The sequence below is a fragment of the Paenibacillus sp. 1182 genome (genome assembly GCF_017833915.1).
Classification (GTDB): Bacteria; Bacillota; Bacilli; order Paenibacillales; family Paenibacillaceae; genus Paenibacillus; species Paenibacillus polymyxa_D.
On record NZ_JAFICR010000003.1, the window covers coordinates 435,064 to 457,014 of the forward strand.

18 protein-coding genes and 1 pseudogene are annotated in these 21,951 nt (G+C 46.4%); 16 read left to right on the forward strand and 3 right to left on the reverse strand.

What is annotated here, in order from left to right:
- Positions 1–39: 39 nt before the first annotated feature.
- The 3 genes from JOD82_RS07715 (at position 40) to JOD82_RS07725 (ending at position 3,708) form a co-directional block, all read left to right on the forward strand.
- The gene (locus JOD82_RS07715; protein WP_209948074.1) at positions 40–2,004 is read left to right on the forward strand and encodes a sensor histidine kinase; all 1,965 of its coding nucleotides are present in this window, start codon (positions 40–42) and stop codon (positions 2,002–2,004) included.
- Complete coding sequence (locus JOD82_RS07720; protein ID WP_069010223.1) at positions 1,976–2,764, forward strand: response regulator transcription factor; 789 nt, start codon at positions 1,976–1,978, stop codon at positions 2,762–2,764. Before JOD82_RS07715 ends, JOD82_RS07720 begins: the two co-directional genes overlap by 29 nt.
- 131 nt (positions 2,765–2,895) lie before the next feature.
- Entirely contained in the window at positions 2,896–3,708 is an 813-nt protein-coding gene (locus tag JOD82_RS07725) for a DUF3891 family protein (RefSeq protein ID WP_069010222.1), read from the forward strand.
- A gap of 104 nt (positions 3,709–3,812) precedes the next feature.
- Here the strand turns inward: JOD82_RS07725 and JOD82_RS07730 are convergent, their stop codons facing one another.
- Positions 3,813–3,950 carry a hypothetical protein gene (locus JOD82_RS07730; RefSeq protein ID WP_023988334.1) on the reverse strand — a complete coding sequence of 46 codons (138 nt, stop codon included), beginning with the start codon at positions 3,948–3,950 and terminating at the stop codon, positions 3,813–3,815.
- 255 nt (positions 3,951–4,205) lie between these two features.
- On the opposite strand from JOD82_RS07730, the gene JOD82_RS07735 reads away from it, so the two are divergent.
- From JOD82_RS07735 to JOD82_RS07765, 7 genes are all read left to right on the forward strand, one after another.
- A complete protein-coding gene (locus tag JOD82_RS07735) occupies positions 4,206–5,351 on the forward strand; it encodes a glucose-1-phosphate adenylyltransferase (protein ID WP_029519096.1) in 1,146 nt (381 codons plus the stop codon).
- 23 nt (positions 5,352–5,374) lie between these two features.
- Positions 5,375–6,478 carry a glucose-1-phosphate adenylyltransferase subunit GlgD gene (glgD, locus tag JOD82_RS07740; RefSeq protein WP_029519097.1) on the forward strand — a complete coding sequence of 368 codons (1,104 nt, stop codon included), beginning with the start codon at positions 5,375–5,377 and terminating at the stop codon, positions 6,476–6,478.
- A 45-nt stretch (positions 6,479–6,523) separates the two neighbouring features.
- Positions 6,524–8,977 carry a glycogen/starch/alpha-glucan phosphorylase gene (locus tag JOD82_RS07745; RefSeq protein ID WP_209948076.1) on the forward strand — a complete coding sequence of 818 codons (2,454 nt, stop codon included), beginning with the start codon at positions 6,524–6,526 and terminating at the stop codon, positions 8,975–8,977.
- A 190-nt stretch (positions 8,978–9,167) separates the two neighbouring features.
- Positions 9,168–9,719: a DUF2062 domain-containing protein gene (locus JOD82_RS07750; protein WP_014281275.1), complete on the forward strand. Its 552-nt coding sequence runs from the start codon at positions 9,168–9,170 to the stop codon at positions 9,717–9,719.
- Between the two features lie 189 nt (positions 9,720–9,908).
- Complete coding sequence (locus JOD82_RS07755) at positions 9,909–10,925, forward strand: hypothetical protein (RefSeq protein WP_209948077.1); 1,017 nt, start codon at positions 9,909–9,911, stop codon at positions 10,923–10,925.
- Between the two features lie 157 nt (positions 10,926–11,082).
- Positions 11,083–13,758, forward strand: coding sequence for a YhgE/Pip domain-containing protein (locus tag JOD82_RS07760; protein ID WP_209948079.1), 2,676 nt, complete (start codon positions 11,083–11,085; stop codon positions 13,756–13,758).
- Positions 13,759–14,161: 403 nt separating this feature from the next.
- Positions 14,162–15,136 (forward strand): aldo/keto reductase, encoded by a 975-nt coding sequence (locus tag JOD82_RS07765; protein ID WP_209948081.1) that lies wholly within the window; start codon positions 14,162–14,164, stop codon positions 15,134–15,136.
- A 150-nt stretch (positions 15,137–15,286) separates the two neighbouring features.
- Here the strand turns inward: JOD82_RS07765 and JOD82_RS29050 are convergent.
- Positions 15,287–15,403: pseudogene (locus tag JOD82_RS29050) on the reverse strand (multidrug resistance efflux transporter family protein); the annotation flags it as partial.
- 184 nt (positions 15,404–15,587) lie between these two features.
- On the opposite strand from JOD82_RS29050, the gene JOD82_RS07775 reads away from it, so the two are divergent.
- Positions 15,588–16,775 carry a GTP-binding protein gene (locus JOD82_RS07775; protein WP_209948082.1) on the forward strand — a complete coding sequence of 396 codons (1,188 nt, stop codon included), beginning with the start codon at positions 15,588–15,590 and terminating at the stop codon, positions 16,773–16,775.
- Between the two features lie 5 nt (positions 16,776–16,780).
- Here the strand turns inward: JOD82_RS07775 and JOD82_RS07780 are convergent, their stop codons facing one another.
- Positions 16,781–17,641 carry a LysR family transcriptional regulator gene (locus JOD82_RS07780; protein WP_209948084.1) on the reverse strand — a complete coding sequence of 287 codons (861 nt, stop codon included), beginning with the start codon at positions 17,639–17,641 and terminating at the stop codon, positions 16,781–16,783.
- A 134-nt stretch (positions 17,642–17,775) separates the two neighbouring features.
- Here JOD82_RS07780 and JOD82_RS07785 point away from each other — a divergent pair, with 134 nt between their 5' ends.
- The 5 genes from JOD82_RS07785 to JOD82_RS07805 all read left to right on the forward strand — a co-directional run bounded on the left by JOD82_RS07785 (position 17,776) and on the right by JOD82_RS07805 (position 21,872).
- Entirely contained in the window at positions 17,776–18,105 is a 330-nt protein-coding gene (locus JOD82_RS07785; RefSeq protein WP_013310063.1) for an antibiotic biosynthesis monooxygenase family protein, read from the forward strand.
- A 78-nt stretch (positions 18,106–18,183) separates the two neighbouring features.
- Positions 18,184–19,203 (forward strand): ATP-binding cassette domain-containing protein, encoded by a 1,020-nt coding sequence (locus JOD82_RS07790; protein ID WP_209948086.1) that lies wholly within the window; start codon positions 18,184–18,186, stop codon positions 19,201–19,203.
- Positions 19,200–20,015 (forward strand): ABC transporter permease, encoded by an 816-nt coding sequence (locus tag JOD82_RS07795; protein WP_029519108.1) that lies wholly within the window; start codon positions 19,200–19,202, stop codon positions 20,013–20,015. The genes JOD82_RS07790 and JOD82_RS07795 overlap by 4 nt, the downstream gene beginning before the upstream one ends.
- 61 nt (positions 20,016–20,076) lie before the next feature.
- On the forward strand, positions 20,077–20,751 hold the full coding sequence (locus JOD82_RS07800; protein WP_029519109.1) for a response regulator transcription factor: 675 nt from the start codon (positions 20,077–20,079) through the stop codon (positions 20,749–20,751).
- Positions 20,748–21,872: a sensor histidine kinase gene (locus tag JOD82_RS07805; protein WP_029519110.1), complete on the forward strand. Its 1,125-nt coding sequence runs from the start codon at positions 20,748–20,750 to the stop codon at positions 21,870–21,872. The genes JOD82_RS07800 and JOD82_RS07805 overlap by 4 nt, the downstream gene beginning before the upstream one ends.
- The last annotated feature ends 79 nt before the right edge of the window (positions 21,873–21,951 follow it).

A 21,951-nucleotide genomic window follows, 5' to 3' on the forward strand; every position in this document is an offset into this window, starting at 1 on the left:
CAATAACTTAATCTATTGAACCCCTAAGGATGTGATTACATGCCAGGCCGTGCACGTTCACAGATGAAGAGCCTGCTGCGCCGCACGATATGGCAGTGGATGACGGGAACGACCGATCGGCTTGGCGGTTGTTCCCTTCAAGTTAAGCTCATTGTCGCGTATATCGGCGTCATTTTAATCCCGGTGGTATTGTTCTCGCTATATACCTTTCACCAACTGTACGAGAATACAATGAAAGACATTACCGTACAAAATCAGTATGTGTTGGATACAGAGCTGGCCCATATTCATAGCAATATGGAAATTATGGAGCGAACCGCACAGCTTGCGATCTCAGATCGCAACGTGCTTCATTATCTAACCGAGGAACGTGAAATAAGCAGCGATGAGCTAGTCCAATTCAACTTGAATGTGTTTCCAAATTTACAGCACTTGCTGTACAGTAATCCCAATGTAGAGAACATTCGACTGTATACCAATAATCCCCAGACGCATGAAATATGGCCGATGATTTTCAAAGAATCACGATTGCCTAAGGCTTCCTGGCTGAAAGCGGCTCAACTCCGACAAGGGAAAATATGGTGGGATATGTACAAGGGGCCGAAAAGCTTACTTGGGGGACAATCCCGCCAGGAAAGTGAGACAGTGCAGTATATGGCACTGCTACGTGAAATTCAGTCTACTGGAGGAAGACACGCGGGGTTGGTAGAAACAAATATGAGGCTGGAGCTATTTTCACCTAGGGTATTTGGAATCCCGCAACGTAATCGCGCATGGCAAATGTTCATTCTGGACGGCGACGATTACAGCTCAAGGAACGCTGACAAACCAATGTATTCTACCGAAATAGCTACAGCTTCCTCTCTATCAGATTCAATTTCGATCCCTCTGTCCCATGTGCACCATCTGTTACAGTCCCGCGTTCAGGGACAGGGTGGTGTTTTTGACTTTACCTATGGGAATAAGCCTTATCTTGGTTTGTACCGTTATATAGAAGGGTTGGACGCCTACCTGCTAAATGTGGTGGCGCTGGACGGTCCGCTAGGTGATCTCCGTCAGAAACGCAATGCCATGCTGCTCATTATTAGTATGCTGATTTTGTTTATGTCCGTCATTTCCTATACCTTGCATGCCTTCATTCTCAAGCAGCTACATACCCTGCGTGAATCCATGAAAAAAGTAGAGCAGGAGGGTGACTTTCAGCTTAAGATTCCAGTATATGGACGGGGAGAAGTTGCTGAGCTGGCTTTATATTTTCGCAGTCTGCTGAGTCGAATTAACGGGCTCATTGCCGAGGCAGTACACAAGCAGGCCACTGCTCAAGAAGCTGAACTGCTAGCGCTCAAGCATCAGATTGATTCCCACTTTCTCTATAATACATTGGAAAATTTAAAAATGATGGCGGAGATAGAACGGCAGTATCCGCTGTCGGATGCCCTTACCTCCCTTGGCTCGATGATGCGTTATAATCTCCAATGGTCCGGGTCGTGTGTTGCGTTGCGGGATGAAATCCGACATATCCAGCATTACGTGGCCATCATGAACATTCGCCACGATAACCAAATTGGATTGGAAATTCATCTATCGTCGGCGTTTATGGAACTGGAGATGCTGAAAATGTCGCTGCAGCCTGTAGTCGAAAATGCTATCAAGCACGGGTGGAGTACATTGCAAAGCCCATTCAGCATCACGATTGAGGCCTGCTCTAAGCAGGATATCATAGAATTGCGTATACAGGATAACGGAGTGGGGATATCTGAAGAAAGAAGAAACGCCATCATGGCTGGTCTAGCGCGAACGAATATGGATTTCCACGAGCCCGGGATGAATGGGGGAATCGGTTTGTATAATGTGCATCGCCGTTTAAGTATGCAGTATGGCGCAGAGTATGGCATAAGACTGGACAGCATCCACGGACAATCGACGACAGTGACCCTGATTTTGCCTAGACGTTACATGATGAGGGGGACGGACCATGACGACCAAGCTGTTGATTGCGGATGACGAGAAAAATATTCGAATGGGACTTCAAGCTATGATCGAACGGGAATTTTCCGGTCTCTATGAATGTGTACTGGTCAAGGACGGAAGGGAAGCCTGGCAGCATGTGAAGCAGTTTTTGCCCGAGTTGGTGATAACGGATATCCGTATGCCTATTATGGATGGCATTATGCTGATGCAGCATATTCGTGAGCTGGAGCCGGAACGCAGGCCTTCGGTGATCATTCTCAGTGGATATGACGAGTTCCAGTATGCGCGCGAAGCGATTCGCTGTGGGGCACGGGAGTATTTACTCAAGCCGATTGTAAGGGAGGAACTGTTCGGTGCACTGGCAGTTTTGAATGAGGAATTGAAGCAGAGGAACCCCCTCACATACGATAGTGTTGTCGGCGTAGAGAAAGATAGACTAGCTGGCGCGAGTGCCAACGTCGATAGAAGTGGTAGTATGACACGTGCTATCCAATATATCCACGCTCATTACAGCGAGGATTTGAATATGGCAGTAGTATCCAACTCAGTATCCTTGAATTATACGTATTTTAGTCAGGCGTTCAAAGCCTATACAGGCCTCAGCTTTGTTCAATATGTAAAAAGGCTGCGCATTACAGAAGCCAAAAAGCTGCTGGAGTGTCAAGGGGGCAGGATCTATGAAATTGCGGCTAACGTGGGCTTTGACAATGCAAAGCACTTTAACAAAGTGTTTCGTGAGCTGGAGGGGATGAGCCCGCAGCAGTTTCGAGTGCAGAATCAAAGGGGTAATTAGATATAAAGAGGGGGAAAACTCCACTGCCTTTTTACCCTTATCCTGATATAATAAACGTATGCATAACCATGACCTTCAATCAGAGAGTTTGTACACAATCACACGAATCGCCGAACGGAAGGGGAGAGCATATGGTTATTTATGAAACGGACCAAGCTTATATCATGACGACGCAGCATGACCATGCCCATATTTCAGGTGAGTTGGCTTTACAATGGGAAGAGAGTGCCTTCAAGAATAGACGTCATAAGCAGGATTTTGTATATGCAGCAAGGGAGCATGATCGGGGTTGGATACAGTTAGACGCTGCTCCTTTCTGGAATGATCATATGTCAGCACCTTATACATTTATTGATTTTCCACTCAGTCCACGTTTTGTTTTCTATCGTCTTGGGATTGATGAAGTCGAACAAGGAAACACGTATGCTGCGTTGCTGTGTAGCTTGATGTACAAGGAGCTAGTCGGGCGGACCGAGCATCAAAATGCTCAGGACAAGCAGATTACGCATGCTTATCAGGAAGCGGAGGAACAGCGTCGTCTGAGGCTCAAACAGGAGCTGGCATGTGGCGTAACCTTCGACCATCAAGTGCGGACGGATGTACGGAGAATGTTGTTTTGCGACGAATTGAGTCTGTTTTTGTGCAGTCGAGAGCCGGGTACGCCTACAGTAGAATATGAATGGTTTGCTGAAGGTTTGAGCTTCCCGGCTGTTCGTCATGAAAGCGGGCGAGTTTGGGCCGAGTGGCTATCGGATCAGACTGTAGGTCTCTCCTTTTTTCCTTTCAAGGGCAAGGTAGGGATTACTCATACCTTTAAAAAGGTGGACAAGGAGAAAATTCGTACCTTCGGTCTCCTAGAGGCTTACCGTTCTTCCGAATGGACGCATCGAACCTTTACCGTTGAACATATCATGGAAGTAGAAGAACATAAGGAGAATGCCTGACCGTCTACGGATACAGCCTCGAACAATAATTTGTTTGTAGACGCAGAGAAAAGCCTCCCTGAACCATGATTCAGAGAGGCTCGCTTTTTTCTAGCTTTAACATTTTACGATTTTGCAGAGGTTTTCGCACGATTGACAATAGTCTGTACCTTATTCAATACCTTATCGCGTGCCCCTTTATTTTTCATCAGATACGTCACACCCATTCCCAATGCTGCTACCACCCATTTCTTATTCTTCATAAAGTACGCCTCCTTATGATCATGTTGTCATACCCAAATGCTTAAAAGCATCCAAAATGTGAAAAGATGAACGGGATTTTACGATTTAGTGATTCCTTGCACTCGTTCCGCATAACTATGATTTACCCTTCTCCATCACATCTTACCCGTTCCTTCGCCAATGAAACGATTACGACTGTCTTTTCATGTTTAATGGATATTATCAAATATCCCGCCACAATGGCTTCAGACGCACATGACAGGGAGGTCTTTGTTATGAGAAAGAAGGAAGTGGTTGCCATGCTGCTCGCCGGCGGACAAGGCAAAAGACTCAAAGGACTTACTCGTACACTAGCCAAACCGGCAGTATTTTTTGGGGGAACTTACCGCATTATTGATTTCCCTCTCAGCAATTGCACTCATTCTGGTATAGACACCGTAGGCGTATTGACCCAATACGAGCCGTTGGTGCTTCATTCCTATATCGGCGTAGGCAGCGACTGGGATTTGGATCGTCTGGATGGAGGAGTGTTCGTTTTACCTCCGCACGAGAAAGAAGATGGAAACAACTGGTACAGGGGCACGGCGGATGCAATTTATCGAAACCTGCATTTCTTGGATCAGTATGACCCGGAGCATGTACTCATTCTGTCAGGGGATCACATTTATAAAATGGACTACAGTCGAATGCTCCACTATCACAAGGAGAAGGAAGCAGACTGCACCATTTCTGTTATCAATGTCACGATTCAGGAAGCTAAACGATTTGGAATCCTGAACGCTGACGATGATCTGAAAATATATGACTTTGAGGAGAAGCCTGAACAGCCGAAAAGTACATTGGCCTCCATGGGTATTTATTTGTTCAAATGGGAGGTGTTGCGTCGCTATTTACTGGAAAGCGCAAGCGATTCTGAATCCTCACATGATTTTGGCAAGGATATCATTCCATTGTTGCTTCAGCATGGCCGGTCGCTGTATGCGTACCCGTTTGCTGGGTACTGGAAGGATGTAGGTACCATTCAGAGCTTGTGGGAGTCCAACATGGATCTTCTGGTTCAGGATCCGCCTTTGGATCTGAACGATCCTTTCTGGCGCATCTATACTCGCAGCCCCAATCAACCGGCCCAGTATATAACCCAACGGGCGATCCTCAAAAACAGCATTGTAAATGAAGGTTGCATGGTGGATGGAGAAGTAAGGCATTCTGTACTATTTTATGGGGTCGAAGTAGGTGAAGGGAGCGTCATTACCGATTCTGTCATCATGCCGAACGTAAAAATTGGGCGCAATGTACGTATTCACCGGGCTATCGTGAATGAGAACATCGTTATTGAAGACAACGCGTTTATTGGACCTGAAGATAGTTCTGATGAGATTATTTTGTTCGATCAGGAAAGCCAGCTTCATGCACGAATTTAACCCGGATAAGGACGGTGTCTGCTATGAGTCGACTCATTGGAGTTATCAACCTGGATCACGAACTGGATCAGTTGAAGGAGTTGACCTATTTCCGGTGTGGGGCCGCAGTCCCCTTTGCTAGTCGATATCGGCTCATTGATTTTACCTTATCCAATATGATGCATGCAGGGGTGCATGATATTGCACTGTTTATCCGCCGCAAATACCGTTCGCTGCTGGATCATCTGGGCGAAGGTCGGCCTTGGGATTTAGACCGCAGACGGGGCGGGTTGTTTATTTTGCCACCTGACTGGAATGATCCGACGGATGCATCGCGTGGAGATTTGCAGCATGTGCACAACAATCTGGATTTTTTTCATCGCTCATCGGGGCAAACCATTATTCACGCAGGAACTCAGCATGTCAATAAGGTGGATATCGAGGATGTATACCGTTATCATCAGGAGAAAAATGCAGATGTTACCCTTGTATATAAACCCATAGACCAGCTAGAATCTGAGCATGATCCTTGTGCACGACTGGAGATTGATGAGAACGGACGAGTGACGGGTATTCATCAGGAGCAGGATCATCATAACATTTATTTGGAAATGTTTGTGATGGACAAAGACTTGTATCTGGATCAGGTGAAGCATTGCATTGCCCATCAGGATAATCATTTCTTTCGTGATGCCATCCAGAAAAACCCAAGTGGACTGCGTATTTATGCGTATCGTTATGAAGGTTATCATGCGGTTATTAATTCTATTGAGAGCTACTATAAAAATAGCATGAAGCTGTTGGATCAGCAGCAGTATCAAGCCCTGTTTCAGAATCAGCCGGTACACACCAAAATCAAGTATGAAGCCCCGACCCGCTATACGCACAGCGCCGAGGTGGATCATTCACTTGTTGCCAATGGCTGCACCATTGGAGGCAAGGTCGAGAATAGTATTCTTTTCCGTGGAGTGCGGGTGGAGGAGGGCGCGCGGGTAAGCAACTCGATTATTATGCAAAAATGTGTCATCCGTAAAGGGGCAGTTGTGGAGAATGTGGTTTTAGATAAAGATGTACAGCTTTCACCAGATCGAACTCTGATTGGAGACATTAGAGTTCCCTATGTCATTGCCAAGAATAGCGTAATTTAAAGGATATACTTAGCCATTAAAACGGAAATAACAGGAGGTACAACTTTGTTCAGCAATAAAGAAGCATTTAAGCAGGCTTTTCGAGAGCAACTGGTCGGAAGGCTGGGCAAACCGATGCAGGAGGCTCAGTCGGAAGACGTATATAAGGTTTTGGGTGGCATGATTCGTGAACAAGTCGGCAAGAATTGGGCAGAAACGAACCAAGCCTATAAAGAAGGACAAGAGAAGCAGATTTATTATTTTTCCCTGGAATTTTTGATAGGTCGTCTACTGGGCAGTAATCTGCTGAATTTGGGCGTACTGGATATGGTTCGGCAGGCATTGGGTGAACTGGGCTGGGATCTGGAGGAAATTGAAGAACAGGAGGCGGACGCGGGGCTAGGCAATGGGGGTCTCGGCCGTCTGGCGGCTTGCTTCATGGACTCGCTGGCATCCCTTGGCTATGCAGGACATGGCTGCGGCATCCGGTATAAATATGGTCTGTTTGAACAGCGTATTGTGGACGGCAATCAGGTTGAACTGCCGGATTACTGGCTACAGAAAGGGAATGTCTGGGAGGAACGTCGTCCTGATAAAAAGGTCGAGGTTCATTTTTGGGGAAGAGTGGAAACCCACGAACAGGAGGGACGTCTTGTATTCGAGACAAAGGATGCTGAAACGGTCTGGGCTGTCCCTTACGATATTCCGCTGGTAGGCTATGGTCATACACAGGTGAATACGCTGCGGATTTGGAGTGCGGAATCAGCGCTTGATCCCGTTCGAGGACCGATTCGAGGCGAGGGCGGTTATTACCGCTTTCTCGACTACAATCGATCGGTGGAATCTATCTCCGCATTTCTATATCCGGACGACTCCAATTATGAGGGAAAGCTGCTTCGCTTGAAGCAGCAGTATTTCCTGTGCTCGGCCGGATTACAAAGTATTTTGCGTACGTTTGAGAAGCTTCGTTTACCTTATAGCCATTTGCCCGATAAAATAGCACTGCACATTAACGATACACATCCGACCCTAGTTATTCCGGAACTGATGCGTATTCTGATGGACGTGAAGGGCTTGGGCTGGGACGAAGCATGGGATATTACGACGCGAACCGTTTCATATACGAATCATACGATATTAAGTGAGGCGTTGGAACAATGGCCTGTTAATATGGTACGGGAGCTGCTTCCTCGTATTTCTTTAATCATTGAAGAAATTAACAAACGTTATTGCGCTATGCTACTGGAGCGTTACCCAGGCCAGGACATCAAAATTGGTGAAATGGCGATTATTCACGGTGAACAAATCCGTATGGCCCACTTGGCAATCGTCGGCAGCTACAGCGTTAATGGGGTGGCTGCGCTGCATACGCAAATATTAAAGGAACGAGAGATGAAGTCGTTTCACGAGCTGTACCCTGACCGTTTTAACAATAAAACAAACGGGATTGCCCATCGCCGCTGGCTGATGCACGCCAACCCGGAGCTGGCAAGCTTGTACGATGAGACGATCGGCACACGCTGGAGGACCCGTCCAAGGGAGCTCATCGACCTGCTTCGTTACAGTGGGGACGAGACGTTCAAAGAACGGATACAGGCGATTAAGCGAAATAATAAAGTCAGGCTTGCTGAGCATGTTTTTGCAAAACAGGGCGTGCGATTGGATACGTCCTCCATTTTTGATGTACAGGTCAAACGGTTGCATGGTTATAAGCGACAGCTGCTCAATATTTTGCATGTGATGCATCTATACAGCCAGCTTAAAAGTAATCCGGGCCTGGATGTGACGCCACGCACATTTATTTTTGGAGCCAAAGCCGCCCCCGGTTATTTTCTCGCCAAACAGACGATCAAGCTCATTAATAACGTGGCGGACACGATCAATCGAGATGTGGAAGTCAAGGACAAGCTGAAAGTCGTTTTCCTTGAAAATTATTCGGTCTCACTGGCGGAGCTGATTATTCCTGCGGCGGATGTCAGTGAGCAGATTTCCACGGCAGGCAAGGAAGCCTCAGGCACAGGGAATATGAAATTTATGATGAACGGTGCGCTCACAATAGGTACATTGGACGGAGCCAATGTTGAAATGCATGAAATGGTAGGCGATGCCAACATGTTCATTTTTGGATTGAAGGTGGATCAGATCGAGGCATATTACCGGGACGGCCAGTATTCGGCGCGCAAAACAGCCAATAGTGACGAAAGACTGCGTGAAGTGTTGGATCAACTCGTGAACGATGCTCCTTTTACGCGGCATGAACGGGAATTTGAGGCCATTTATCAATCCCTGATTGATCATAATGATGAATACTTTGTGCTCAAAGACTTTGCATCCTATGTGGATACACAGGTTCATATTGAACAGGTGTATCGGAATCCCTCGGAGTGGACTCGGCGTGCTATGGTCAATATGGCGCACTCTGGTAAATTTTCTAGTGATTGTACGATTCAGCAATACGCGGCTGAGATTTGGGACATTGTGCCTCTCCAAAACGATGTCAACAAGCGAATTCTGTCCTAAAACGGCGAAACAGGCGGAATAGCATTGCTTTTCGAACGCTGAGGGTTATAATGACAGTATAGACATAAGTAAGGATGGGAACTTTATATACTCATTCCTGAACTTGAATTGTACTGTTGAAGGAGTCCTCCTATTGATAAAGCTTAATCCAAAAAGGCTCAAACCTCATAAATCGAAGAAGAAATATAATATGTTTCAAAATATATGGCGTGCGATTCGGCTGAATTTCATCAAGCTGTTGCGCGCCCCTGGTGGAGTTAAAAAGATCTCTTTGGGCTTCGCCATTGGCTTTGCGCTGGAGATGATTGTGATTTCCACAGCTTCTCTGGTATACCTTGTCTTTTATCCGATTGTTCGTCTGTCTGGCGGTTCGCTGCCTGCGGCCATAGTGGGTAATGTTGTAGGTAAGCTGACCTTTTTGCCGATTGTACTGATGCCATTCGCCAAGCAACTGGGGGCTTGGATTTATCCATCTCATTATCCAGTACATGTCAGGGGCGGTCGACTTCACGAGCATTCTTTTATGGAGCTGTTTCACGGCAACTGGTCTGTATTCAGAGACTTGCTGCACGGAGGCTTGCACATCCTGATCGGCATGTCAATTTTCGGTGTAGTGCTAGGCATTATCTCGTATTTTGTCATTCAGGTTCTGTATAACCGTTCGCTGCACAAACGGTTGGAAAAGCGGAAGTTGCGTCATGGTGCAGCATTTTCGGCGGCCAGACTGCTGAAAAATGGATAATGTAGTGAATAAGAAGCTCCTTGAGCCTAAAATTAGGCTTGAGGGGCTTCTTTTGGTTTGGGATTTCTGGATGAGGCTTGAAGAGCGATTAGAGTAGGTAGCAACTTTTTACTTTTGTGACACGTCTAAGGGATATGTGTGCTTTAATCATTAAAGAATTTTTTGTAGACAACAGGAGGAATGGACTGAATGAAAAAATGGAGTTCTGTCACAGTAACTGCGGCGGCAATATCAATACTTTTAGGATCGGCGCCATTGGCATTGGCACAGCAGCCCGCTGCTGCCACAGTTCAAAACGTACAAACCTCTGTTAAACTGGATCAGACTGTCACTAAACGTTTAACGGATGTACTGAATACATTAGCCGGGAAACAAACGATAGAGTTTACAAGTGTCGACAATGCTTTTGGCTTATGGACTATAAACGGAACTTTGCGCGGCACAGCTAATGCTGATTTTATCCAAAATTATGATTCCAAAAAAGGAATCGTGCAGTCCACCAGCATCATCTATGATTCCGCTGATATGAACAAAGTTATGGATCATAACCTGCGCAGCAAGGTTGCATCTTTCCTGAAATCGTTCGATACCGATAAAGTTTTTAAAACGGAGGCCATCTGGCGCGTATATTCCCCGGTAGACGAAGTAGGACTCCAAAATTATTGGGTGCTGTGGGGGAATGATCAAAGCATTTATATTGATCTTGATCATGGAAATCAAATAACAGCCAGCTTTATGTATTCGCTCAAAGATGTTAAAGCTGCCCTGACCAACAAAGCGAACCGTTCGCTTAAAACACTTGGTATGACTACAATCAAGCCGTTTGAATATGTGCTTCGTCAGCAGGAAGGCAATGATACCGTTTGGAATTTCCGGGACGATAATGAGTTAAATAACGTGCTGATTGGCGTGAAAACAGGTAAAGTGTGGGCCGTAAAAAACGAACTTGGTATGGATTGGACGGGGGATAAGGATTTTGTCAAAGCATTCGCTAGACCAAAGCTCAGCCAAACTCAGGCGCTTTCAGCCGCGAAGTCGAAAGTGCAATCCCTTTTTGGAATTAACCTAAAAGGATATACCGTAAAAATTAAGGATAACGAGTATACGTTCTCCCAAAAAGGCGCGGTTACTGTGGTGGGAAAAATCAATAAAAAAGGAGCATTTTATTCCCTAGAGGCTATGCCCGCGAATGGAGTTCGAAATTAAGCAGATTGATTTTATTGAAAAGCGTATGATCTCTATAAGAGTCATGCGCTTTTTACATATTTTGTAACAGGATTGGCTTCATTCGCTCGAATCGTTTACAATACGTGTGCATACAACAATGGACGACAGGTTAATGTACATACGAGGAGTGATGAAGTTGCGGAAGATATGGCAAATCTACTTAACAGACTGGAGAAATGTATTCAAAGTATCGACCGGGACTTTATTAGTCATTGGCATCATTCTTTTGCCTTCCGTCTATGCATGGGTGAATTTGAAAGCGATGTGGGATCCGTATGCGAATACATCTGGGATTAAAATTGCAGTAACCAGCCAAGATCAGGGTGCAGAAGTGAATGGTAAAAAGATTAATATCGGTGATGAGGTTTTGCATAACCTTCAAAATAACAAGAAGCTGGGTTGGACTTTTGTCAATGAAGCGGAAGCACGAAAAGGTGTGTTGAATGGTGATTATTATGCCAGCCTTCTGATCCCGAAAGATTTTTCAGAGAAAATTACGAGTGTGCTGACGGAAAATCCGCAAAAGCCGGAAATTGATTACGCCGTAAATGAAAAAATTAATGCAGTAGCTCCGAAAATTACATCTTCGGGGGCAACCTCTCTGACGAACCAGATTAGCCAAAACTTTATTGAAACTGCCAGCCAGGCCGTATTGACAAAGTTGAAGGAAGCCGGAGTCAAGTTGGAGGAGGAGCTCCCGACGATTCGTAACATTGAGAACCGGGTGTTGGAGCTGAATAATCGATTGCCGGATATCGAAAGGTTGGGCAAACAGGCATTGGAACTGGAGCAAAATTTGCCGAAGATAAAGGCACAGGGACAAAAGATCATTGCATTGAAGGAGAAAATTCCTGAAATTAACCGTGCCGGTGACCTGGTGCTCAAAATTGACAAAAACATGCCTGAGCTGGACAAGGTAGCCACTGTTATTTTGGATATACAAAAAAGAATACCTGATATTCAAAAGGCCGGTGATCGAATTGTTGAACTGGATCAAAATTTCAGCAAGGTAGAAAGCGCACTGGCCACCGCCCTAGAGGACACACAAACGGCTCTTAAAGTCATTAATGCGGCCCAGAAGGCACTGCCAGAAGTACAGAAAATAGCGGACACAGGTAAAGACTTTACAACCGGTTTACTTGAATTTCTGGACAAAAACGAAGGTGCGCTTGATTCGATTGGTACAGTAGTTAAAGAAGACTTACAGCTGGTACAACAAATCGCGAATGAAGTTTCTCAGATTACAGACATCATTCGTGGTGTGGATTTTGATCCTAAAGCAGCACAAGCTGCGGTGAATCGTGTCAGTGGTAGGCTGACAACTGCCGTGGGGGTGCTGGATCATATTTCTCAATTGCTGAACCGTGTGAACGGATACTTGCCAAGTAAACCTCTGGATTCACTTATTTCCCGTGTGAGCGGGGTGGAGGATCGTTTCCGTCGTCTGAATAGCACAGTAACTAGTATCGGGGATGCCATCCAGCGCGGTGAAAAGCCTGCGCAAAATCTGCTGGATGACACTGATCGCCTTGCAGGAGAAATCAGTAGCGGAATTGACAGCATTTTGGGCAATTATGATACGGAGTATGCACCCGCCATTCAAAAGGCGCTGGATCAGATCAAATCCGTTGCCCGCAATTCTGCCAATGTGCTGACTACAGCTCAAGAGCAGCTACCGAATATTGAAAAGCTATTAAATGACGCACAGGCTGCAGCAGAATTCGGTCAGCAAGAGCTAACACGTCTCCAGCAGGATCTGCCACAATACCGTCAAAAACTGCATGAAGCGGCGACGACGATTCAGGGACGTATGGGCGAGTTTACGAATGCTGTGAACAAAGCGGCAGACTTCGTAAATAACGATTTGCCGGCGGTTAAAAATAAAATTCATCAGGCAGCAGATTTTGTGCGTAATGATTTGCCCAAAGCGGAACAACAGTTTGTCAAAATGGCTGATTTAATTGAAAATAAATTTCCTGAAGCTGAAAAAGCGGTACACCAAGTAGCCAATTTTGTAAGGACCGATCTTCCAGCTGCCGAGGATTCCATACGCCAGGCTGCAGACACAATTCGCAAGCTTAAGGGCGAAAATGCACTCGGACGCGCTATTGCATTGCTCAAGGGAGATGTGAAAAAGGAAAGTGATTTTCTCGGCAGTCCGGTATCGTTGAAGCAGGAACGGATATACCCAATCCCCAACTATGGTTCGGCGATGTCACCTTTTTACACTACATTGTCGATTTGGGTGGGTGCGATGCTACTGGTCTCGATGTTCAGGGTAGATGTGGATGACCCGGAAGGACAATTTAAAAGCTACCAAGTGTATTTCGGACGGCTTATGACATTCTCCACGATTGGTATTTTTCAGGCGCTGAGCGTATCTCTCGGTGACTTGTTCCTGCTCGGGGCGTATGTGGATGCCAAAGTAGCTTTTGTACTGTCCTCTATGCTGATCAGTCTGGTGTTTACGGCGATGACCTATACACTAGTTTCAGTGTTCGGTAATATCGGCAAGGGACTGGCAGTCATCCTACTGGTGCTTCAATTCTCCAGTTCAGGAGGGACATTCCCGATTGCGACGAGTACACCGTTCTTTCAGGCGCTGAATCCGTTTGTACCATTCACCTATGCGGTTAGTCTGTTACGAGAGACAGTAGGAGGGATGTTGCCTTCAACGGTGACACGGGATGTGGTGATGCTGTTTGTATTTATCGGTGTTTGCTTCCTGTTTGGATTGGTGTTTAAGAAGCCGCTCAGCAAGCATACGAAAAAAATGGCCGAGCGAGCAAAAGAAACGAAATTGATTCCTTGATTGTAAAAAAAAGTGAGTTACGGTGGTTGAAGTGAGCCGCTCCGCGAAGGATTTGATCTTACGATCGCTGTTGCCACGGGATTCTTTGGATTAGATAGACATGAAAAGGTAAGAATCCCGTGGCAAAGGCGAACGCTTCGCTTCTCCAGATTCAAATTCTCCGCTCCGCTGGTAACCACCGTAAAGTCACTTCTTTTAATATTTGGGGGTAGTATAAGGGGAGATGGCCTCGCGCTTGCTGCTTTTGCGGTGCGTGGGGCTTTTTTGCATGCGTTATCCAACCTTTAAATTGCATTCGGGGTTGTTTCAATGTGGTTTGTTCTGGTGAATAAACTGAGTATGGTCTTTTTTGGCATGTCATTTTGCGGAATTTTAAAATCCTTAGGCAAAGGCGGGAGATAGTATGGAGTATTCATACTTAGGAAAGTCAGGCTTGAAGGTTAGTCGGTTATGTCTGGGCACGATGAATTTCGGACCGGAAACCGAAGAAAAGGATGCGTTTAAAATTATGGATGCCGCACTGGATGCAGGCATTAACTTTTTTGATACAGCTAATGTATATGGCCATGATCGTAAAGGTTGGACAGAGGAAATTATCGGACGTTGGTTCCAGCAGGGCGGCGGAAGACGCGAGAAAGTCGTGTTGGCAACGAAGGTATACGGAGATATGAAAAATGAACATGACGGACCCAATGCAGGATCAGGCTTGTCTGCTTATAAAATTCGCCGTCATTTGGACGCGTCGCTGAAACGTCTTCAAACCGACCATGTAGAGCTATATCAAATGCATCACATTGACCGTAATGTGTCATGGGATGAACTATGGGGCGTATTCGAGTCCGTGGTGGATCGCGGACAGGTTGATTATATCGGTTCTAGTAATTTTGCAGGCTGGCATATTGCGGTGGCGCAAGCCGAAGCGAAGGCACGACGTTTTCTGGGGCTTGTATCCGAGCAGCATTTGTACAATCTGAATGAACGTTCCGCTGAGCTTGAAGTGTTACCGGCAGCTCAGGAGCTGGGTCTGGGTGTGATTCCATGGAGCCCGCTGGCGGGCGGACTGCTGGGACGGAATGCGTTAGCAGGTACGGGTTCTCGCAGCGCACGCGCCAAAGAAAAGGTGGAGCAGAATCGTGCGAAGCTGGAGCAATTTGCAGCATTGTCCCGCGATCTGGGTGAAAAGGAAGACGTGATTGCACTGGCTTGGGTACTGTCCCATCCGGCCGTAACGGCTCCAATTATCGGACCACGGACCTTAGAACAGTTAGAGGATGCTCTACGGGTACCTGAGGTCAAATTGAGCGAGGAAGTGCTTGCCAAGCTGAATGAGATTTTTCCAGGTCCAGGAAAACCTGCGCCAGAAGCCTACGCTTGGTAATAATACTTTGTACTCGTCATAAAGCATCATTCTTTGTTAGAAATCATCGGCAAAAAGCAGCAGATCAGGAGCCTCTCTTTGATCTGCTGCTTTTTTCTGGTGCCTGATCCACATTTGAACGACCATGGAAAAAATATATATGCGCTAAAACAAAAAGATTAATTCTCCCATTAATGCAAAAAGAACTTCCAGAGATTGTGTTGCTTCTACGGTCGCCAGTTTTTGCATATTTCCACGAACCTGATCTATAGCTTTAAAAAATAAAACTCTTTAAATATCGTTATTTCTCATATTAATAATAACTTAGGTCATTCATTTCAAGAGTTTTTTTACGGTTGACAAGGCAAAAGGGATGCTGTATATTACTGAAAGTTGGTGTTAATAGTAATTATTACGATTTAAAAAATGAAAATGAAAATGAAAAGCCGATATTCAAGGGAGCGTACCAGCGATGAATAAGAAAGCAATACCAGTAACAGTGTTGAGCGGATATTTGGGTGCAGGAAAAACAACGATTTTGAATCATGTATTAAACAATCGGGACGGAATGAAAGTGGCAGTCATCGTCAATGACATGAGTGAAGTGAATATAGATGCTGAGCTGGTTAAAAAAGAGGGCGGCTTGTCCAGAACAGAAGAAAAACTGGTCCAGTTGTCTAATGGTTGTATTTGCTGTACATTGCGTGAAGATTTATTGGTGGAGGTCAAGAAACTGACGGAACAAGGCGAGTTTGATTATATTTTAATCGAATCTACAGGCATCAGTGAACCTGTGCCAATCGCTCAAACCTTTACGTACGCCGATGAAGGAACTGGCATTGATTTGGCATCGCTGGCAAAACTGGATTGCATGGTGACCGTAGTCGATGCGAACCGTTTCTGGCATGATTTTGAATCAGGAGAAACGTTACTGGATCGCAGGCAGGCTACTGGTGAAGACGACACGCGTGATATCTCGGACTTGCTCATAGACCAGATTGAAACCTGTGATGTATTGATTCTGAATAAGTGCGATCTGGTTCAGTCTGCTGAGCTGGATAAGCTGGAGGATGTGCTGCGGAGATTACAGCCTGAAGCCCGAATCATTCGTACTTCCAAGGGAAAGGTCGCTCCTTCGGACATTTTGAATACAGGGCTGTTCAATTTTGACAAGGCTAGTCAATCCGCTGGATGGATTCGGGAGCTGGAGCTTGAAAGCCATACACCGGAAACGGACGAATATGGGATAAATTCCTTTGTATATCGTCGTAGAAGACCATTTCATCCTGCAAGATTGGCTGAATTTATGAACTATTGGCCGGAGGAGATCGTTCGCGCCAAAGGTTTGGCCTGGATTGCAACCCCGCAGGATTGGGCAGCGAGTATTAGTCAGGCAGGACCATCTATTCAATTTGGCCCTGCGGGAAGCTGGCTTGCTGCATTATCCGAAGAAGAACGGCAGGAGATCGTTGCAGCTGACCCTGAGGCTCTGGACCAATGGGATGAACAATGGGGCGATCGCATGAACGAAATCGTCATGATCGGTATCGGAATGAATCGACCGGACTTGGAAGAAGAGCTAGATGAATGTCTGCTGAACGATAATGAAATGGATATGGACTGGTCCAGTTTTGAAAATCCGCTTCCTTGGCCGACATGATGAAGCTAGTTGATCCATTCATTAATAAAGTCCATACATTTTTTAGCTGCTGGAGAAACATTTTTTAAGGAAGCGGTAGCGATACCGATAGTACGGGAATGCCTCTCATCCAATGGACGAATAGAGATGTCGTAAGGAATGTGAGACAGGATCATTTCAGGAAGAATACTCACGCCTAGTCCATTCTGCACCATAGCCATAATCGCATGGTTATCTTCTAATTCATATTTGATTTTAGGTGACATATTATGCTGTGAAAAAATATTCCTTACATCGGTGTCACAGCCTGCAACAGGCATAATAAAAGGCTCATCTCTGAGCTGTTCTACTCGAATGGAGGCTTGCTTTCCCAGAATATGATCGGAAGGAAGTAGACAAAGCATGCTTTCTTCTTTTAAGGGCAACGCCTCTAATGTGTCTAGCGTGGGGAGGTTCACAAAGCCGAAATCAGCCTCCCCACTGATTATCCAGCTCTCAATTTCATGGTAGTTCCCATCGAGCAGTTTTATTTCAATAAGAGGAAACTGCTCATTGAATTTTTTTAGAATACGGGGCAGCCAATGAATAGAGACGCTTGAAAATGTGCCGATCTTTACGGTTCCGATTTCCAATCCTTTAATTAGAGCTACCTCTTGGTAGAGCTTTTCGTCCATTTGTACGATCTCTCTAAATTGCTTCATCAATCTTTCTCCGTTATTGGTCAATCTGATGCCTGAACGACCTCGGATCAGAAGAGTCAACCCTAATTCATGTTCCAATCCAGAGATCGCATGGCTGATTGCCGATTGTGTAAGATTTAAAACTTCCCCGGCCTTTGTGAAACTTCCCATTTCAACTACGCAAAGAAAAATCTTATATTTAAACAAATTCCTGTTCACTCCTATTTTTTTAATGAAATATATTCATGTATCATATCAGATATATTCATTTTTTTTATTTAATATTTATGATTATAATCAAATGAAAGAAAGGTTATATATTTTTGTTTTAGGAGGAACATATGAACTCAATTGCTAAAACTCCTCGGCCACCCTATTATGCGGCTATCTTTACTTCTGAACGTACGGAAGGAGATGGCGGATACGGAGTGATGGGAGACAAAATGGTGGAACTGGCTGCCGAGCAGCCTGGTTTTCTAGGTGTGGAAAGTGTTCGTGATCACAATGGAGTAGGCATCACAGTTTCCTATTGGGAGTCTCTAGACGCTATAAAAAATTGGAAACATAACGAGCTGCACAAGGTAGCGCAGGAAAAAGGGAAATCCGAGTGGTATAAAACATTTGGTTTAAGAGTGAGCAAGGTAGAACGAGATTATTTTTTTACAGTGTAAATAGGTTCAATATCTTTCTATTCATATTCAGTTCATAAACGTGGGTTATCCTCGCTATAGAAACCGTATAGGGAGGATATGAATGTGGATTATACAGACAAAAAAGAGACCTTGGCCATTGAAGCAAGGGGACTCGTTAAAACTTTTGGTGATAAGCATGCGGTTGACGGTGTCGATTTGAATGTCCATGCTGGCACGATCTACGGTGTGCTCGGCCCTAATGGAGCAGGTAAGACGACTACCATCCGAATGCTGTCAACGTTATTGCGACCTGATGGTGGATCAGCGCGTATCTTCGGGCACGATGTAGTAAAGGAGCCGCAGGTTGTGCGTCAATTGATCGGGGTAACAGGCCAATACGCATCGGTCGATGAGTCGCTTAGCGCTACTGAGAACTTGATCATCTTCTCTAGACTGCTTGGACTGGGACGTGCCGAGGCGCGTCATAAGGCAGCGGAGCTGTTGGAGGAATTTGGCTTGGCCGAAGCAGCCAAGCGATCGTTAAAAAATTTTTCGGGAGGCATGCGCCGCCGACTGGACTTGGCCGCCAGTCTCATCGCTAAGCCGCCGCTGATCTTCCTGGATGAGCCGACTACCGGACTAGACCCGCGCACGCGTGTCCAGATGTGGGACACGATCCGGCGTCTGGTCAAGACCGGTTCCACCGTACTGCTCACTACCCAGTACCTCGACGAGGCGGATCAACTTGCTGACCGAATCGCGGTGATCGATCATGGCCGGGTAGTCGCTGAGGGTACGGTGGATGAACTGAAAGCGGCAGTGGGGGCGTCGACTCTGCAACTCAAAGTGCAAAATCAACAGGACATTGAGAGAGCTGTTCAGATCGTTGAACAGGTGCTTTCAGTCAAGTCCAGCGTGTCAGTGGAAGTTGGAAAGATTGTTTCTCCGATGGCCAATGCAGATCGGGTAACGGACCTGCTGATTGCCCTCCGTACTGGAGAGATTCGTCTAGCAGAAATGAGTGTGCAAAAGCCGACGCTTGACGAGGTGTTTTTGTCCATCACTGGTCATGGGGCACAAGTAAACGAGCAGCAGACGTCCCAAGGAGCGCATGCTGGGGAGGGGGCGAGAGCATGAAGAGCACTACGGTTATGACAGGTTTTGATCGCACTTTGAAGAAGTCTGTGAGTTTCAGACAGGCGTTCTTCAATTCCATGACGATGGCCTACCGGGGCATTCTGAAGATCCGGCATACTCCCGAGCAATTGTTTGATGTCACGCTCCAGCCGATCATTTTCACACTTATGTTTACCTATATCTTTGGTGGCGCCATCTCAGGAGACGTGCAGCATTATTTGCCGGTTATTATTCCAGGCATCCTCGTGCAGACTGTGATCTCGACCTCCGTCGTTACCGGCGTCCAACTACGTGAGGATATGGACAAAGGAGTGTTCGACAGGTTCAAGTCACTCCCAATCGCACGTATTGCGCCTTTGGCTGGAGCTCTGCTGGCTGACAGTATCCGGTATACTATTGCGACTGTACTTACCTTCGCCATGGGGTATATTTTGGGGTATCGGCCAGAGGGAGGGCTGCTGAGTGTTGCTATCGCCGCGCTTTTGGTCATCGTGTGTTCCTGGGCAGTCAGCTGGATTTTCGCCTTCTTTGGCGTGATTGCCCGCACTGCTTCCAGTGTACAGGGCATCTCCATGATTGTTCTGTTTCCGCTCACTTTTGTTTCCAACGCATTTGTGCCTGTGGACACAATGCCTGGTTGGCTACAGTGGTTTGTGAACGTTAACCCGATTTCACATCTTGTGAACGCAGTCAGGGAGCTTGCGAATACGGGAACGATTGGCGGGGAACTGGCGATCTCCCTGCTTGGCGCTACAGTCATTGTGGCGATCTTCGCGCCGCTTACGGTGCGTGCATATATGCGTAAAGCATAAGATGGCAGTCTTCTTGACGAGGATGAGAGATTTAAGGCAGAACTAGTTAGGGGGGATTGAAATGGCGCGTGTATTGGTCGTTGATGATGATCCGCATATTCGCGAACTGGTCGGACACTTTTTGAGGATGGAAGGTCTGGAGGTAGTCGAGGCGGTGGATGGATTGGACGCGATGCGCATTTTTGATCAAATCAAGGTCGATTTACTTGTTCTTGATATCATGATGCCGGGAATGGATGGTTGGGAGTTGTGTCGTAAGCTGAGAGAGCAAACCGACCTGCCGCTGCTTATGCTTACAGCTAAAGGCGAGACGTCACAGATCGTGAAAGGTTTCGCGCTCGGAACGGACGACTATCTTGTCAAGCCATTCGACCCCATGGTGCTTGTTGCACGCGTGAAGGCTTTATTAAAACGCTATCGTATCATGGCTTCCAAATCAGTGACTGTCGGAGATCTTGTCCTGCGCAGTGATACATTTGAATGCCGGGCTGGGCAAGAGGAGTTTACCCTGCCGCGCAAGGAATTTGAGCTGCTCTTCAAGCTGGCCAGCTATCCTGGCAAAACCTTTACCCGCGACCAGTTGATCGAACAGATCTGGGGTTATGATTATGAGGGAGACGAAAGAACGGTTGATGTCCATATCAAACGCCTTCGGGAACGGTTTCTGGAGGCAAGCCACTCCTTCCGGATCAGTACGATCCGAGGATTGGGTTATCGGCTGGAGGTAAGGCAATGAAACGAGAACCGGGATTCCTCCATATCCTTGCGAGACTCATGCTGGTGTTATTGGTGCTGTATCTCAGCTGGACTGCCGCGTTCTTTATTATGGAGGCGATCTATTCGCACATGTCATGGGCTCCCCATGGTTTGTTCGTCTTTCTTATGAATACGACGCTAGGCTTTTTCTTCTTCGGTATTATCAGTATGACGGTAAGGCGCTTCTTCCAGCCTAGAGAACAGCACGCTTTTACCGAAATGATCGATGCTTTAAAACGTATTTCGCAAGGAGACTTTCACATTAATCTGGATTGGGATCTCGGCGGGAGGAACGGAAAACATCGGAGGCCGCATCCTTATGTACAGTTGGTGGACAGTATCAATGATATGGCTGCAAATCTGAAGGCTATGGAAAAGCTGCGGGAGGAGTTTATTTCAAACGTATCCCATGAAATCGGCTCACCGCTGACCTCGATAATCGGATTCGCCAAGGCGCTCAAGGACGAGAATCTGGATCGTGAGCAGCGAGACCGGTATTTGACGATCATCGAGACGGAGTGTATTCGTCTATCCAAGCTAAGCGATAATCTCATGAAGCTGGCGATTCTGGATTCGGAGCGGCATCCGTTTCGTCCGTCCCTTTATCGGCTGGACAAGCAGCTGATTTCGCTTATTCTCGCCTGCGAACCGCAATGGGAGGCTAAAAAAATCGAGATGACTGTTGAGGTGGATATCGTTGAGATCAACGCGGACGAGGATCTGATGGGCCAGGTTTGGGTAAATCTCCTTCACAACGCCATTAAATTTACACCACAGGGTGGAAGCATATCTGTTTCTCTTTCAAGTAACGGTGAACAGGCGGTTATCCGCATTGCGGACACGGGACAGGGCATCAACGAACAGGATCAGCAACGCATTTTTGAACGGTTTTATAAAGCAGACCAGTCACGGGCCCGAACTGCAGGAGGCAGCGGCTTGGGACTGTCCATTGCTTATAAAATAACAGAGATGCATACCGGCTCTATCTCTGTATCCAGCAAGGTGGGAGAAGGAACGGTATTTACGGTTATGCTGCCGCTGCGCCGGCAAGGAATGAAAGGCAGCAACAACTGTGAAATGTACACCGGCACAGTAATATAAAAAGGAGCGTCTTCAAAGCCATAAGCGGCTGAAGGACGCTCCTTTTTAACTCCCATGCTTATACTCTTATGGCATATGC

Bases quoted from the DNA above. Each gene is read 5' to 3' on its own strand.
- JOD82_RS07755 (WP_209948077.1), top strand. From the start codon at position 9,909: ATGAAAAAATGGAGTTCTGTCACAGTAACTGCGGCGGCAATATCAATA.
- JOD82_RS07750 (WP_014281275.1), top strand. From the start codon at position 9,168: ATGTTTCAAAATATATGGCGTGCGATTCGGCTGAATTTCATCAAGCTG.
- JOD82_RS07795 (WP_029519108.1), top strand. From the start codon at position 19,200: ATGAAGAGCACTACGGTTATGACAGGTTTTGATCGCACTTTGAAGAAG.
- JOD82_RS07715 (WP_209948074.1), top strand. From the start codon at position 40: ATGCCAGGCCGTGCACGTTCACAGATGAAGAGCCTGCTGCGCCGCACG.
- JOD82_RS07735 (WP_029519096.1), top strand. From the start codon at position 4,206: ATGAGAAAGAAGGAAGTGGTTGCCATGCTGCTCGCCGGCGGACAAGGC.
- glgD (WP_029519097.1), top strand. From the start codon at position 5,375: ATGAGTCGACTCATTGGAGTTATCAACCTGGATCACGAACTGGATCAG.
- JOD82_RS07720 (WP_069010223.1), top strand. From the start codon at position 1,976: ATGACGACCAAGCTGTTGATTGCGGATGACGAGAAAAATATTCGAATG.
- JOD82_RS07790 (WP_209948086.1), top strand. From the start codon at position 18,184: ATGAATGTGGATTATACAGACAAAAAAGAGACCTTGGCCATTGAAGCA.
- JOD82_RS07725 (WP_069010222.1), top strand. From the start codon at position 2,896: ATGGTTATTTATGAAACGGACCAAGCTTATATCATGACGACGCAGCAT.
- JOD82_RS07800 (WP_029519109.1), top strand. From the start codon at position 20,077: ATGGCGCGTGTATTGGTCGTTGATGATGATCCGCATATTCGCGAACTG.
- JOD82_RS07730 (WP_023988334.1), bottom strand. From the start codon at position 3,950: ATGAAGAATAAGAAATGGGTGGTAGCAGCATTGGGAATGGGTGTGACG.
- JOD82_RS07775 (WP_209948082.1), top strand. From the start codon at position 15,588: ATGAATAAGAAAGCAATACCAGTAACAGTGTTGAGCGGATATTTGGGT.
- JOD82_RS07765 (WP_209948081.1), top strand. From the start codon at position 14,162: ATGGAGTATTCATACTTAGGAAAGTCAGGCTTGAAGGTTAGTCGGTTA.
- JOD82_RS07785 (WP_013310063.1), top strand. From the start codon at position 17,776: ATGAACTCAATTGCTAAAACTCCTCGGCCACCCTATTATGCGGCTATC.
- JOD82_RS07805 (WP_029519110.1), top strand. From the start codon at position 20,748: ATGAAACGAGAACCGGGATTCCTCCATATCCTTGCGAGACTCATGCTG.